10 protein-coding genes and 1 tRNA gene are annotated in these 15,600 nt (G+C 43.9%); 7 read left to right on the top strand and 4 right to left on the bottom strand.

All coding sequences use genetic code 11. The annotated features are described in order from the left end of the window. Positions 1-51 precede the first annotated feature (51 nt). Positions 52-1,047 (bottom strand): isoaspartyl peptidase/L-asparaginase family protein, encoded by a 996-nt coding sequence (locus ACP14V_RS13780; protein ID WP_272608595.1) that lies wholly within the window; start codon positions 1,045-1,047, stop codon positions 52-54. A 38-nt stretch (positions 1,048-1,085) separates the two neighbouring features. Between ACP14V_RS13780 and ACP14V_RS13775 the strand changes: the two genes are divergently transcribed. The 5 genes from ACP14V_RS13775 (at position 1,086) to ACP14V_RS13755 (ending at position 6,518) form a co-directional block, all read left to right on the top strand. Then, positions 1,086-1,805 (top strand): copper homeostasis protein CutC, encoded by a 720-nt coding sequence (locus ACP14V_RS13775; RefSeq protein WP_272608594.1) that lies wholly within the window; start codon positions 1,086-1,088, stop codon positions 1,803-1,805. A 55-nt stretch (positions 1,806-1,860) separates the two neighbouring features. Next, the gene (locus ACP14V_RS13770; protein WP_272608593.1) at positions 1,861-3,093 is read left to right on the top strand and encodes a metallophosphoesterase; all 1,233 of its coding nucleotides are present in this window, start codon (positions 1,861-1,863) and stop codon (positions 3,091-3,093) included. 124 nt (positions 3,094-3,217) lie between these two features. Further along, the gene (locus tag ACP14V_RS13765) at positions 3,218-5,278 is read left to right on the top strand and encodes a TonB-dependent receptor plug domain-containing protein (protein ID WP_272608592.1); all 2,061 of its coding nucleotides are present in this window, start codon (positions 3,218-3,220) and stop codon (positions 5,276-5,278) included. Between the two features lie 25 nt (positions 5,279-5,303). Then, complete coding sequence (locus tag ACP14V_RS13760) at positions 5,304-6,086, top strand: glycoside hydrolase family 16 protein (protein WP_272608591.1); 783 nt, start codon at positions 5,304-5,306, stop codon at positions 6,084-6,086. 135 nt (positions 6,087-6,221) lie between these two features. Further along, positions 6,222-6,518, top strand: a complete 297-nt coding sequence (locus tag ACP14V_RS13755) for a thioredoxin family protein (RefSeq protein ID WP_036382448.1) — start codon at positions 6,222-6,224, stop codon at positions 6,516-6,518. Between the two features lie 24 nt (positions 6,519-6,542). Here ACP14V_RS13755 and ACP14V_RS13750 read toward each other — a convergent pair whose 3' ends face one another. Then, on the bottom strand, positions 6,543-9,881 hold the full coding sequence (locus ACP14V_RS13750) for a glycosyltransferase family 117 protein (RefSeq protein WP_272608590.1): 3,339 nt from the start codon (positions 9,879-9,881) through the stop codon (positions 6,543-6,545). 192 nt (positions 9,882-10,073) lie between these two features. Here ACP14V_RS13750 and ACP14V_RS13745 point away from each other — a divergent pair. Further along, a tRNA-Gln gene (locus tag ACP14V_RS13745) sits at positions 10,074-10,145 on the top strand. Positions 10,146-10,266: 121 nt separating this feature from the next. Here ACP14V_RS13745 and ACP14V_RS13740 read toward each other — a convergent pair. Next, the gene (locus tag ACP14V_RS13740; RefSeq protein WP_272608589.1) at positions 10,267-11,370 is read right to left on the bottom strand and encodes an adenylate/guanylate cyclase domain-containing protein; all 1,104 of its coding nucleotides are present in this window, start codon (positions 11,368-11,370) and stop codon (positions 10,267-10,269) included. 89 nt (positions 11,371-11,459) lie between these two features. Beyond that, complete coding sequence (locus ACP14V_RS13735; RefSeq protein WP_272608588.1) at positions 11,460-14,882, bottom strand: PA14 domain-containing protein; 3,423 nt, start codon at positions 14,880-14,882, stop codon at positions 11,460-11,462. Positions 14,883-15,138: 256 nt separating this feature from the next. Between ACP14V_RS13735 and rimP the strand changes: the two genes are divergently transcribed. Further along, positions 15,139-15,600 carry a ribosome assembly cofactor RimP gene (gene rimP, locus ACP14V_RS13730; protein ID WP_272608587.1) on the top strand — a complete coding sequence of 154 codons (462 nt, stop codon included), beginning with the start codon at positions 15,139-15,141 and terminating at the stop codon, positions 15,598-15,600.

Below are 15,600 nucleotides of genomic sequence, written 5' to 3'. Positions count from 1 at the left end.
AATCTAAAAGCGAAGCGGTCTTGTTTCTAAAGCACAGCGGTCTTGTATCTCCTACGACTTTTGATAAAAACTGCTCACCTGCCTGTTCTCGTGGCCGTTTTCGCTATACTCGCGATAGGTGAACCCAGGATGTACGCAATAGCCTCCTGTTTCCCCATTCTTGTTGATGGCCAGGAACCCAATTTGGAAATCCTTGCGGCCCTCATTTTTTTTCATGATGCGTTTTACACCCACCTCGCAAGCTTCTTGGGGGCTCATGCCTTGTCGCATCAATTCCACGATCAAAAAACTGCCCACGGTACGGATCACCTCTTCGCCAACTCCGGTGGCGGTGGCACCGCCCACTTCATTGTCCACATACAATCCGGCACCGATAATGGGGGAGTCGCCCACACGGCCAGCGACTTTATAGGCCATTCCACTGGTGGTACAGGCCCCGGCTATGTCCCCGTTGGCATCAATGGCCAACATGCCAATGGTATCGTGGTTTTCTATATTGATGGTGGTCTCGTACTTTGAAGTCTTGAGCCATTCCTGATATTGTTTCCGGGTACTTTCGGTGAGCAGATCCTCTTTTTTGAAACCTTGTTCGTAGGCGAACTTTTCGGCACCCTTGCCCGCTAATATAATATGGGGGGTTTCCTCCATCACTTTTCGGGCCACGGAAATGGGATGTGTGATGTTCTGAAGGTAGACCACGGAACCGCAATTGCCGTCCTTGTCCATGATACAGGCATCCAAGGTTACGTTGCCGTCACGATCAGGGCGCCCCCCTTTTCCAACCGTTTCGTTAGTCACATCGGCTTCTTCTATCATGACACCCTGTTCCACAGCATCCAAAGCGGAGCCTCCGCTGTTCAATACTTCCCAGGCTTTGGCGGTGGCATTGCCAAAGTTCCAGGTGCATACCGCAATGGGTTTTACGGCTTGGATGGGAGGAACGGTTTCGGGGGCCTTATTTTCATCTTTGCATGAGGCCAATACGGGAACTGACAGCAATCCTGCAGTGGTAAGGCTTGAATTTTTAAGGAATTTTCGTCTTTGCATTGAAGGGTTGTTTATTTTTAGGTTTTAAAGATAGGAATATGCTTGTAGAAGTTTGTGCCAATTCGTTGGAATCGGCATTGAATGCCCAAAAAGCGGGGGCGGACCGTATTGAATTATGTTCGGAACTGGGGGTTGGTGGGGTGACCCCATCCCATGGTTTACTTGAGCTGGTCAAACAAAATCTACAGATACCCATCCATGTGCTCATCCGTCCCCGTAGTGCCCATTTTACCTATTCCGATGCTGAGTTTGAGGTGATGAAAGCGGATATTGTACAATGCAAAAAAATGGGAGTTCAGGGTATTGTATCCGGGGTGCTTTTGAAAGATGGTACTTTGGATGTGGAACGGACCCGGGAACTGGTCACCTTGGCCAAACCGCTACATTTTACGTTTCACCGTGCCTTTGAATGGATACCCAATCCGCTTGTGGCTTTGACTGAATTGGAGGCCATGGGCGTGGATACCGTTTTGACCTCGGGAGGAGAAACATCGGCCGAAAAAGGTATCAACCATCTTGAAGCATGGCAGCAACAAACTTCGATGACCATCATGGCCGGGGGTGGTGTGGCACCACAGAATGCCCCAATGTTTAAATCAATAGGTCTGAGCGCGATACATTGTTCGGGAACTTCTTTTGGAAATTCAGCAGATGTTGCTGGGAAAATCAGTATGAATTCTTCTAAACATTTAGCAGAGGATGAGGTGGCGGTAACAAATGAGGTAGTTGTTCGTCGTATTGTTCAAGCCGTTAAATAAATCCAAAAACCCTATTTTTTAGAAGTTTAGCAATAGTTTTGCAAAAAGAAATCGCATGTCTCGTCTTATCATCATAGGAATTCTGTACGTTGTTTTGGCCATCTATGGCTTTCAGGCCTTTAGGACCTTATTTAAAAGTCCTTGGATGCATTGGGCCTACGGAATCCTATTTCTTGGAGCTTTGTTGTTCTTGGCCATTAAGGTGATTGCCTATGTGCCGGGTGAAGGATTTAGGGGGACCATAGCTGTAGCTGCTGGTATTTTTATGGCGTTTTTTCTTTTGGGATTGGTACTTGGGTTTTTTCTGTTGCTTGAGGATGTAGTTCGCCTTGTAGCATTCGGTTATAACAAAATTGTGGGTGGTACTCCGACTGAAACCGGTTATTTTCCATCCAGACGAAAGTTTCTGAGTGGTTTGGCCCTAGGCTTGGCCGCTATACCTTTTGGTGCCATGCTGTATGGAATGTATAGGGGAAAGTACAACTATCAGGTCCTGAAATATGAAATGGAATTTGATGATTTGCCTGAATCCTTTGATGGGTATCAAATCACACAAATATCCGATGTGCACAGCGGTAGTTTTGATGATGCCAAAAAAGTGGCCTATGGGATTGACCTGATCAATGAGCAGAAAAGTGATGTTATTTTCTTTACAGGGGATTTGGTGAACGATAAGGCATCAGAAATGATTCCTTGGAAAGATGTATTCTCCCGGTTGGAAGCCAAGGATGGTAAGTTTTCAGTCTTGGGCAACCATGATTATGGCGATTATACTTCTTGGGATTCAGAAGCAGCGAAAGCCCAAAACTTGGAAGATCTTAAGACTTTCCAAAAGGAAATGGGATTTGACCTTATCTTAAACTCAAATCGATTTTTGGAAAAAAATGGGCAGAAGATTGCCTTATTGGGTGTTGAGAACTGGGGCCGTGGTGGATTTAAGAAGGCCGGTGATCTTCAAAAAGCCAAAGAAGGTATTGCTAGTGATGACTTTAAGATATTGTTGAGCCATGATCCATCGCATTGGGAAGATGTGGCTCTGCAGGATGATTACCATTATCATTTAACGCTAAGTGGGCACACCCATGGGATGCAGTTTGGGGTTGAAATTCCCGGTTGGGTAAAGTGGAGCCCTGTTAAATGGAGGTATAAGTATTGGGCGGGACTGTACAAAGAAATGGGGCAGTTCATCAATGTTAACCGTGGTTTTGGGTTTATTGGCTACCCTGGTAGATTTGGTATCTGGCCAGAAATTACCGTGATTACCTTGAAGAAAAGAGGTGTGGCCTAAAACGAGTCCAGTCAGAAATGTGATTCTTCAGTATCGCTAGGTTTGCGGACTTTTATACTAGCGAATCAATTTGTATATTTGAGATAATAGCCATTGTTTCAGGGCATTAAAAAAAAATCTCGCTATGATACTCAGAACACTTTTCGTAATGCTGCTGTTGCTGGGCAGCCCCTTTTTCTATGGATATGGGAATCCAGCAAACCCATCTATTTTTGAATTTGGATACCTTACGTTGGACGGTTCCCTCTCGGACAGCACAAAGGTTGCGAGGGCTACAACTACGCCGGTGTTGGAAAGCCCATTTTATGTGGCATTTTTTCCCGAGGGCGGGCAGCTTGTTAACGGACACCTCAACCAAATTGCTTTTAAGGTTATGGATGCCAATGGTGTTGGATTGGAAGTGTCCGGAGAAATTAGAGAGGGCAATAACATTAAAGTGCGCGATATCGCCACCACCAAACTGGGGGTAGGCAAGTTTCAATTGTTGCCCCGAAATGGTATCGCCTATAAAGCATTCATCCATCACAAAGGAAGATTCCATGAGTTTGAGTTGCCCAGAAGCAATGCCGAGGGAGTGGTAATGCAAGTAATAGAGCATCCAAACCGTTTTCAAATTAATATAAGTTCTACCTTTCGCCGGGGTATCGATGGTTTTTTATTTGTTGCGGAGCAGCGACAAGGGACAATCCTACATTCCAATTTAAATGGTCAGGAGTCAGGGGCCATTGTTACCCTGCCCAAAGAAGATTTGCAACATGGGGTTGTGCAGCTTGCCCTTTTCAACAATTTGGGCGAAATGATCAGTCAGCGCTTGGTGTTTCATAAACAGGAAGAAACTGTTTCCAAAGTGCAGTTGCTACCCTCCAAATCGGAATTCGGGCAGCAAGAGAAGGTGAGTCTGCGCATTCATCTAGCCCCTTCCATTGATGAAGGTAGGGGAAGGGCTTCTCTTTCGGTCATTAAGGTGGATGAACCAAGTGCCCCAGCCTCACAAAATTTGGATTTTCAAGATGACGAGGCCAAGCAGCTTTTGGATATACTACTGATGACCAAAGATGTTCGAACCTATGGTTCTTCATTGGGGACATCTTCCCATTTTTCTGGAAAGAGAACCGTTTTGGAAAAAGGAGTAACCCTTAGTGGAACCATCAAAAAATCGGTAGATCACCAATCTGTTCCGGCTTTGGTGTCCCTCTCCTATAAAAATGACGATGCCATTGGTTATGATCAGGTTCAAACCGATGAAAATGGAAGATTTGAGTTCCGAAATCTGGATTTTCCTGATACCACCATGGTTATCCTGCAAGCCAAAAAATTGAACATGGGTCGTCATAAAAAAGTAAGTAAAGAACAGCAAACGTCAGATGTTTTCATTTCATTGGACAATGTGGGGCATCAGCAGGTGGCTGTGGGTGAGGCAATGAACGAATTGTTCCCAAACTTAAACCTTAACGAGGGTAAGCGGAACATCCAAGGCGATAGCAAGGAAATTTACACCTTGGATGCCGATGACCATACCATAATCCTTGAGGAAGTAAAGGTGGAATCAGATGAGTCCAAGAAAAAAGAATATTATGCAAAGCGTCGATTATTGATAAAGGATCCTTCGCATACGGTAGACTTTGATGAGGTTCCTAAAACCCTTATTGGAAGTGGGAGTTTGCTCAATGTCTTGCAAGGGAGGTTGCCTGGGGTTTCAATTCGTGGTAATGCAATATATCTGCGGGGAAATAGTTCTTTAAAAGGGAACAATCAAGCGTTGATTTTGATTGACAACATGCCTACGGATAGCTCGGCGGTCTTGGGACTGAGTCTCCATGAAATCGATTTTATAGACATTGTTAAAGGGCCCAGAACGGCCATTTATGGAGCGCGGGCAGGTAATGGCATAGTGGCCATCTACACCAAAACCGGTGTTCAAAAACAAACCGAAAAGAAAACCAAAATCGCCATTCTTAGCTTTAAGCATCCAGGATTGGTGCAAGCGGGCCAAAATACTTCCGAGAAAAATAAAACCAAGAAGGCAGATGTACTGTTTTGGAATCCAGACGTAGTTTTGGACAAGCCTGAAACGACGATTTCCTTTAACACAGCTGATGCCGCGGGTACCTATCAAATTGTGTTGGATGGTGTCACTCCAAGTGGCGAACCACTTTTGGCACGAACATATATCGAGGTGAAATAATGCCAATAAAATTTCAGTAGTGCGAATGACAAAAATGATATCCATTGTATTGTTGATGGCTTGTGTGGCCTTGTCTTGGAGCGAATGGACTCCCCAAGAAAATGCACCCGATTGGGTCGAAAATTTTGATGGTTCAAATGGATTGGACACCACAAGATGGTCTAAAATTCCCAGAGGAGGAGCAGACTGGAATCGTCGTATGAGCGATTATGATAGTTGCTATGCCCTGCGGGATGGTAAATTGGTCCTCAGGGGAATCAACAATACATCGGTGCCTAGTGATACCGCGAAGTATCTTACTGGCGGAGTGTATACCAAGGACAAAGTAGGATTTGGTTTGGGTCGTTTGGAAATAAGGGCAAAGCTAAATAGCGCCACTGGTGCATGGCCTGCATTTTGGATGCTTGGGCAAGGAAAGAAATACCCCGGGGGAGGGGAAATTGACATTATGGAACACCTAAACCATGATGATATGGTCTGCCAAACCGTTCATTCCACCTATACCATTGATTTAAAAATCAAGGATAATCCCAAGCACTATGGAACAGCTCCCATCAACAAAGATGGATTTAATGTATACGCTGTTGAAAAATATCAGGATAGTGTAGTGTTCTATGTCAACCATAAAAGAACATTTGCTTATCCAAGGATTGAAACGGACAAGTCGGAACAGTTTCCGTATGCGGATGGTGACCATTATCTTTTATTGGATATGCAGTTAGGCGGTAGTTGGGTGGGGAAGGTAGATGCATCGGAATTGCCTGTTGAGATGGAAATCGATTGGGTGCGATTTTACGCTTTTGAATAGCGGATTGCCCAAACCAATCATGTTCAAGAGAAATGTTTAACGTGAATTTAACGAGCGTCAATGTCCTAAAGCGTTGACTTGATGTAAAACTTTAACAATTTTTCTTACTTTTGGCTAGTAAACCAGAGAATACATATGTCTAAATTTGGTGAACTCATAGATTTAAAGGTCCCAGTGTTGTTGGACTTTTATGCAGAGTGGAACGAACAATCCACTTCCATGCACCCAGTTCTACGCGATGTGGCTGCAGCCCTCGGCGACAAGGGAAAGGTAATAAAAATTGATGTGGACAAAAACAAGGAATTGTCGCAAGCCTTACGAATAAAGGGATTGCCCACGTTGATGATTTACAAAAAAGGAGAAATGGTCTGGCGACAGAGCGGCGAACAAGACGCCAATACGCTCATCGGCATACTGAACGAATATATTTAAGCGAGGTTTTTACCTCGCTTTTTTTTATGGTTGTTCCACTGCTGCGGTATCTTCAATAGCTTCTATGGTGTCTAGGGAAATAGAGTCTTCCAAGTCGGGGTTGGTTTCCATGGCAGGTTCCTCAAAAGCATCTTCTTCATCACCCATAAACTGTGAGAATTTGTCAATATAATCATTGAAAATCAAGGTTTCTGATTCGGCCAATTCCCTATCCTTGTTCTCGATAAGAATGTCAATGTTTCTTCTGTACGCCTGCATGTCGGCCAAGATGTCTTCAATCCTATCATACTGCTCATCCAAAGGTGCTCCTGCATAGTATTCCAGACGTTCTTGATAAATCTTTTTCAACTTTTCAAATAATGCCCTGGCTTTCTCCGTATCGCCCACTTTGTAGTAGCCATCCACAAAAGGTTCCACAAATGCGTAGAAACCGTATTTGTCTACAGGCATATTGGTCATGGTAAGCTCAATTACTTCACGAGCCTTGTCTATTTTGTTTTCCGCAATCAGGGTCTCCATCAATCTAGCCAAATTGCCCCTAAAGGATAGGCCTTGGGAACGGGTTTGCGGGTCATGGTAAATCTTGTCGCTTCCAGAATTTCCCCAATCCCATTTTTTAACGATGTCAAACATGAGGTCGCTATCTATCCTTCCCATTTCAAAAGAGTTTCTACTCTCGGTTTTAATGGGGACCAATTTATAGACCAGTCCATCCAATTGAAGATAATCTTTCATCCAGATATATTCTGCACTATCAAAGCTACCTCCTGAAAAGTATATGGGACGTTTCCAGTCATTGTTCGCAATGAGATCAAGCATTAAGATTCTGTTTTTTGGAAGGGCGCTTTGCGGCAGATCTATATCAATGTAATCCAATATCAAAGCAGAGTCCTTTTCTTTTACAAGACCGCTTTCCAAAACATTCTTTTTATTTACGGGGATGCGGATTTTGTTCGTAGGATAATAGACAATGTCCAATGTGCTCTCAGGATATTGGCTGATATCCGCACCCCTACTTTCCATAATATGCCTGTACTTGGTTTGCGGCTTATCGCTGCCCACCCAATTCATAAAGTCCTTGATGCTCCACCGATTATCCGTTACATTTTGATAGTAGATGGCATCCCGTGTACCATAACGGTATTTGTCATGGGTTAGTTGAGAAGGAATAGGATCGCTCTCATAGGCTTTTCGTTTCATTTGGTCTATGTACCAATCGGTGGCAAATAGGCTGGTGTTCACAACTCGAACATCGGTACGGTACTGCTCTATTTCCTGTACGTACCAAAGTGGAAAAGTATCATTATCGCCAATAGTGAACAAAATACCCCCAGCATCCTCTTGACAGCTATCTAAATACGCTTTTGCAGTGGATTGGGCTGTGTAACGTCCAGAACGGTCATGGTCGTCCCAGTTTTCAAACGCCATCAAAAGAGGAACAGCCAAAATACAAAGTGTGGTAATCAACGGAGCTGCTATCTTGGCAGACAACAGTTTCTTGAATTCTTCAAATAGACCATAGACCCCTATTCCTATCCAAATACAGAAAATGTAAAAAGACCCCACTAAAGAATAGTCCCTTTCCCTAGGCTGAAAAATATAGGGATTGGTGTAGAACTGAATGGCCAGTCCGGTAAATATGAAGAAGACAAACAATACCCAAAAGTACTTTGGGTTTCTAGAAACAAGGAAAACAATCCCAATGATTCCCAAAAGTAGCGGGAGGAAGAAATAGGTGTTTCTGCCTTTATTGTTTTTCCATTCAGTGGGTAGGTTTTCTTGGCTTCCCAATTGCATGCTGTCCAAAAAGCCAATGCCACTGAGCCAATGCCCATTTTCATCATATCTGCCTTGGACATCGTTTTGTTTACCTACAAAATTCCACATAAAATAGCGCATGTACATATACCCAAACTGGAACTCAAAAAGATATCGCAGGTTTTGGCCAAGAGTAGGTGGCTCTACTTCAATGTACTCACCAAACTCGCGTAAAAACCGAATGTATTGTTCAGTATCCAGCTCCCCTTGCGAATAGGCAGTCTTAAATTGGTTTACGGCTTCCCTAAGGTCATTGTTGGAAATGTATTCGGACTTGATACGGAAGTCCAGGGCGCCAAAGTAGCGCATGTAATTCTCTGCGTGTTGGGCACTCCACATTCTGGGAAGGAATCCCACATGTTTTGCGTTGGGTCCTTGAAGGGCACCTTTGTAATGGTTTACAATAACGTACTTACCTAGTTGTAAATCTTTTTCATATTTGGGACTTTCGTCCTTGTCTTCTCCAGCCGGGGCAAATGCATCTGAGTAATACGCTCCATAAAATGGACTTTCCACACCGGGATATTGCTCACGATTATAATAGGCCAACAGTGCCCGGGCATCAGCAGGGTTGTTCTCATTTACCACGGTCTTTGCATTGGCTCGAATGGGCAACATCAACCAAGAAGAAAATCCAAGTAAAACAAACATGAGGCACAATACAATGATGTTGCCTGTATAAAAATGGTGTTTTCGGGTATAGCTCAGTCCAAAATAGAAAGCAGCGATAAAAATCAATCCCATTATGATTGTTCCCGAGTTAAAGGGCAGCCCCACTTCGTTGATAAAGAAGACTTCGCTCCAACCAAAAAGCTTTAAAACATAGGTAAGGGAGAATTTATAGACCAAGATCAAAATAGTCACCACGGCAATATTGGCCAGCAAAAAATTCTTAACGTTGGTTTGCTTATACTTTTTAAAATAATAAAGCAATCCTATGGATGGAATGGCCAAAAAGCCCATAAACTGGATTCCGAAGGTAAGTCCGATCAAAAAGCAAATCAGTAGTAACCAACGATGACCTCTCGGGTCATCCAAATTGTCGGTCCATTTTAATCCCAGCCATAGCAATAAGGCCATGATCAAGCTTGCCATGGCGTAAACTTCGGTCTCTACGGCATTGAACCAGAAACTGTCTGAAAATGTAAAGGCCAAAGCACCTACAAGACCACTGCCTAAAACAGCTATGGCCTGACTATTGCCAATGGATTTGTTCTTTACAATAAGCTTCCTGACTAAATTGGTTATGGTCCAAAACGTGAACAATACTGTAAAAGCACTGGAAACTATGGATACGGCATTGATCATTAATGCAATCTTTGAAGTGTCCCCAAAGGCAAACATGGCAAAAAAAGCACCTATCATTTGTAAAAGTGGTGCTCCAGGAGGGTGGCCCACCTGTAATTTTGCCGAAGTGGAAATGTATTCCCCTGCGTCCCAAAAACTTCCTGTAGGTTCAACGGTCAGGGCATAAACAATAAAGGCTATGGCGAAGGAAGTCCATCCAAGGATGGTGTCCCATTTTTTGAAGTCTTTTGCAAACATATTGGATGGTGGTTAACCAAGTTGTGGCGAATTTAGTAAATATAGAAGAGACGATTGGCCATTTTTGGAAAAGCTTTAACAGGATAGTGCGGAAAAATAGCAGCTAATCTTGCTAAAATATTTGTTGAAACCAAAGTTTGTTATAAATTTGCACGCTCAAAAGCTGAATCAAGTTCAGCAAAATTTTGGTACTGGCCTATGGTGTAATTGGCAACACTACTGATTTTGGTTCAGTCATTCTAGGTTCGAGTCCTAGTAGGCCAACAGAAAGCCTCCCAAGTGTAATACTTTGGGAGGCTTTTTTATTTTGAACATTGTGAGTTTTCCAGGACAAGAGGATTTGAGTCGGTTCAAGTTTTTTGAAATGTGAATACAATTGAAGTGTCTAACCGAAATGTTTTACGGCATAAAGTGATGCTTGGGTTTTCCTGCCTTCCAAATCCATGGTTCCCAGGCTTTCAAACCCAAACGGGGTTGATGGCTCCAATAACTTTTTTAATTCTCCGGAAATGAGAAGTTCTTGATCAAGGGACTTGCACAGCTTTTGTATTCTGGCGGTAACATTAAGAACATCTCCTGTAAAAAATATTTCTTTTTTCAGCGCGCCAATTTCCCCTGTTGTTACCTTACCCACATGTAACCCAGCCCTAAACGAAGGAACCACACCATAGGTTTTTATAAAAAAAGCTGATTTTTTGTTAAGATTGTCCTTCATGGCATAAAAACACCGTACACAGTTTTGCTTAGATAGCCCCTTGTCTTGCTTCCAAGTGATTACAATTTCATCCCCTATATATTGGTACACTTCGCCATTATGCTTTATGATTGCGTTGGAAAGTTGGTTGTAGTAATCCCTTAAGAAACGGAAGTACTGTTTATGTCCCAATTGCTCTGCCAACGATGTAGAAGATCTCATGTCCAAGAACATAAAAATGCGGGACTCTTCTTTGGGGCGATGATATTTCCCCGAGAAAAAGTTGAGCAAGACATCATGTCCCAAATGTTCACTGATGCCAGAATAGAGCAAAGAGACAAAAATGCTAAAAGCCAAGGATGCCATGGTGCTCAAAAAAGTAGGGCTGGTACTATAGTTTGAAAACTTTTGCCATACCTCAGAATCCCAAAGCGAAGTTTTTAACTCTATACTGGCCGCAATAGGATAGGCAATTAGGTTAATGGCCAACATGAACAGAAGATAAAATCCCATTTTGTAGAGGATTTTTTGTCCAAAACCTTTGGACTTGAACAATTTGCCCAACCAAAAGACCTCTAAGGTCCCTACGGCCAAACCTACTACAAAGACTGCAAGGGATGCGAATAGGAAAACATCCCACGTAACCGTTATGTCCGTTTCAGGGCGTACGTTTTTGTATTCGGTGGCCATGGACTCAATGAGTAAAATAAACCAACTGAGCACCAGCCAAATGATTCCAAAAGGAAGAATCCGCTTAATATAGTATACAGTCTTCGGATTTTGAAAAAACCTCATGCTGTAAAGGTAACAGGAATTTGGTATGAAAAAAGCGCTTGGATTTTGGCCAAGGGCGTGGTTCAATATGCAGTGGCTTAAGTGCTAGGTCAATTCTTGTTTACCCTGTAAGTAACCCTTCTATTGGTGATTACGGTCCCTACTTTTACGGTCAGGGTGGCTTCGTCCGAGGTCAGGGTACTGCAAGATCCCGAGGAGTTGGAAACCAATACGCGGAAAATATAGCCATTTTTGTCTGTGCCGGCTGCAATCACTGAAAGATTCGCCGTTTGGGTACCAGTATATTCCGAACCATCTGTTAGGGGTACAAAATTACTGCCCCCATCGGTGCTTACTTCCCATTGGTATGTATCCACATTGCTGGCGGTAACTGAAAAATTGACATTGTTGCCTGCAATGCTATTTTGGTCGGTGGGTTGACTTGAAATGGCATATGGGGATACTGTGATGGTCTGTTGGACATCCAAGGTGTTTCCAGATGCATCGGTTATTCTGTAGGTGCGTGTTATAATTTCAGGGTTGGTGCCACCATCACTTATATCGCTTATGAATGTTACTGTAGGACTGGGGTCGCAATTATCAGCTTCATCATTTACGGCTGTAATATCTGGTGTGGGTACATCATCTGTACAATATACCGTTAGGGGTGCAGGATTACTGGCGGTTGGGGCTACATTGTCAACCGTAATGGTTGTGGTGGCCGCAAGGTTAGGATAGGGTGGGTCTCCAGGCATGCCGCCATATTCCACTAAATAACCTTTTGGCTGATAATCCCCACTGGCAGCACCCGTGTTTGAAAGGTCGTTCCATGATCCCGGCAAACCGACCCCTGGAGCAGTAATATGCGCATAATCCTCGTCGCCTGAATTGTTTGGTTCCCCGCCGTTCCAAAATTCGTAGGCAAAGGCAGTTCCTGAAGCACCTCCTCTCCAGAACAAGGTTCCGGCTTCAGGACCAGTTACCCAGTACCAATCGCCTTCCAAGGCAGCATCACTGGCCCCGATCCATCCTGCTCCGGGAGCTTGTGACCCCAAAAGGTCTGACTCATCTTGAATGGAGATGGTGGCCAAATAGCCTTGAAGACCATAAAATGTACGTAGAGCGGCAGCATCCCTAGCCGAGGTCCATGTGATGCCCAACGCGGGCACATACTCATAATAGTGACCGGTTGAAGCAAGGTAATTGGCTTCATTGAGTACTATGGAGAACGTCCGGGTATCGCCAGACGTAACTGTTCCTGTTGTTTGAAAGACCACGGAGCCAATGGCAGCTTCAAACTCTGCCAAGGTTGTAGGACCGGTCAATGTCAATCTTCCTTCAGAAACGTCCCAACTAGAGGAAATATTGGGGTGTGTTCCCGTTAAGGTCAATAGGTCTCCTGTGTTGTCGTAGTTCGATGTGATTTGGATATAAACGGCATCCAGGGTTGTGTCATCCGGGTCTGAGATGGATACACTCTCAACAATGGCAATGGTGCTTCCGGGACAGAATATTTGATCTCCAGTTGCTGAAATGGATGGTGGTTGGTTGCCATCATTGGTATCGTCCCTGAAATCCAAATCACCACCGGATGCAGCATCCCCATCAGAATCTGGTAAGGAAATACTGCCCCCACTGGTTGTGGTAGGATTATCAATGGTTCCACCCGGGTCACTATAACCGGTTGAGGTGTCTATGTTGTCATCCAAGCCATCATTGTCGCTATCTGTACCGGCTAGGGTGAGGGCGGCTTCAGTTGTGTCGTTTGTTCCATCATTATCGCTGTCCGTGTCCAAAAAATCCGGGGTGCCATCACCATCGGAATCTATATACGAAATACCACTGCTTTCATAGGCATTGTCCAAGCCATCATTATCTGAATCACTACCTGTGGGGCCCGTATATCCCAAAGAGGTTTGGGCCTCCACGTTATCAGGAATACCGTCACCGTCGCTATCAAGATCTTGGTAATTGGGGATGCCATCACCATCAGTGTCTATTGTGGTACAGTCCACGGAACCACCATAACTGGCACCGTAGATTCTTGCTCCAATTTGGTAGGCCTCAATACGGAGATACTCTAAGGGGCTTCCACTTACGGTAAAGGTTACTTCCCTTATAGAGCCCGGTGCTGTATTGTCGGCATTGGCAATCCAGCCATTGCTATTTCCTGCGGCATCAGAACGTTGCAATTGCATATCCGTATCGGTCACTGCGGGGTCTGCCCCTAAAAATACACTTACACTGGTGCCTGTGGGCAATGCATTTGGGAATTGAAAAAGTAGAATGGAGCTTGCTCCAGGATATGTGGTGGCAGAGTTGGCGGCATACGATGTCCCGGGATTTCCTTGGGCGTTGGAGTCATTGCTAAAGTGTCTGATATTGGTGGCTGATATGGCATAGTTTCCACTCAATCCGCCACATTCATCCGTATCCAATATCCCGTCGTTGTCATCGTCTAGATCAACACTGTCTTCAATGCCATCGCCATCTAGATCTGCTATGGCAATACTGCAGTTTGAATACAATATGGAAAAGGGGACGTTCTGCTTGGATATGGACGGTCCTTGGTATTGAACATTCAAGGTCTCCCCACCGCCGTTTTCAAAGAATAGGACAGTTATGTCGTGCAAGCCTGCAGTGAGGGATATTGAGCCTGATCTTTCCTGTGTGCCGTGTAGACCATCGTTATCCACAACTTGGGTTCCATCAATAAATAATTTTGATCCATCATCGGATGAGGTGTAAAAAGTGTAGGAGCCTGCCGTGTTGATCTGGATGTATCCTGAGTACCTGATACTGAAACTTTCAGCATCACCAGGGTCTTCCTGATTTTGGAGGGCATCCACGTCAAAACTGGAGAACACACCGGTGCCTAGGGCTCCTGTGGTTGGAATGTTGTCTGTGGTATACCCAGAAGGAACACTATCATAAAATTCAAAGTCAATCTCGCCATTACATATTCCGGAATATCCTACAACCTCCACATCATCAATGAAATATTGTTCATCGTTGTCATGGTTAAGCATTTGTACCCTGATTTCAAGTGTGGAATTCCCAGTTGTGGATAGGTTTACGGTGTAGGATGGGTCCAGTGGGTCGGAATCAGATCCAGAGACATTTACAAACTGCTGCCACGAGCCTCCATCAATGCGGTACGTTCCAATAAAATAGTCATTGCCATTGTCCATTTCATCTTCATCGTCCACCCAAGTATCCATGCTGAAACTTATAAAATCGTATCCGGTTATGTCAATGGGGTCGGTTTGCCAAGTGCCTTGGGAATCCAGGTTTCTACCTCTTAAGGTATTATTTCTGACGGATAGTCTATTGCCTCGGTCTGTGTTCCAATCTGAGGCAGAAGGTCCTGTTGCCGTGCCACTTTGGGTGTTGTTATCATAAGTGAAATTCTCGCTCCAAAGTGTGGTTTGTGAAAAAATAGGGGTGACTCCCAGTAGAAAGAGAAATAAAAAAAGGCAACGTAGCATTGATGTTCTTTGCATTATCTGCTTATCACCATAAAATGAGCCCATTATCACTATTTTTGAGGATGCAAAGCTAACTGTAGTGTACGCTGATGAAAATATTTGTTGTGAAATGGAAGAATATGGATGTCTAGTATTGAATTGGGCCTTTTGGGGGCATTTTGGTTTAAGATTGAAGAGGGAAAACGGTTTTGTTGGCCTTAGGTTGCACATACTGATGAAATTATCGTATATTTGCACCGCTGAACGGATATAAAAGTATTCATGAGGGGACTTTGGGTCCCCTCTTTTATTACTTGATTTTATGTTTAAGGAGAAAGTGAAATCGTTGTTGGATAAAGCTCTGGAAGAGTATCCTTCTTTGTTTTTGATTGATTTTACTGTTGGTGGGGACAACACCATTAGGGTGGTTTTGGATGGTGATCAAGGGGTCGATCTTCAGGATTGCATGAACATCAGCCGTGCCATTGAACACAATTTGGATCGGGAAGAAGAAGATTTTTCTTTGGAAGTTACCTCGGCAGGTGCCACTTCTCCATTAAGATTGCCGCGTCAGTACAAAAAAAATATTGGAAGAAAGATTAAGGTCAGGACTGGGGCCGAAGAATTGGAAGGAACCTTGATCCAGACCTCGGAAAATAGTATTACCTTGGAATGGAAGGCCCGCGAGCCCAAGCCGGTGGGTAAAGGAAAGGTTACTGTACAGAAAAAACAGGAGATTGTATTTTCTGACATACAAGAAGCAAAAGTTATTTTAAAATTTTAA

It is taken from the genome of Flagellimonas alvinocaridis, from assembly GCF_965248585.1.
Taxonomy (GTDB): Bacteria; Bacteroidota; Bacteroidia; order Flavobacteriales; family Flavobacteriaceae; genus Flagellimonas; species Flagellimonas alvinocaridis.
The sequence above is the reverse complement of the archived record's forward strand: the minus strand, read 5'-3'. Positions and strand labels throughout refer to the sequence as shown.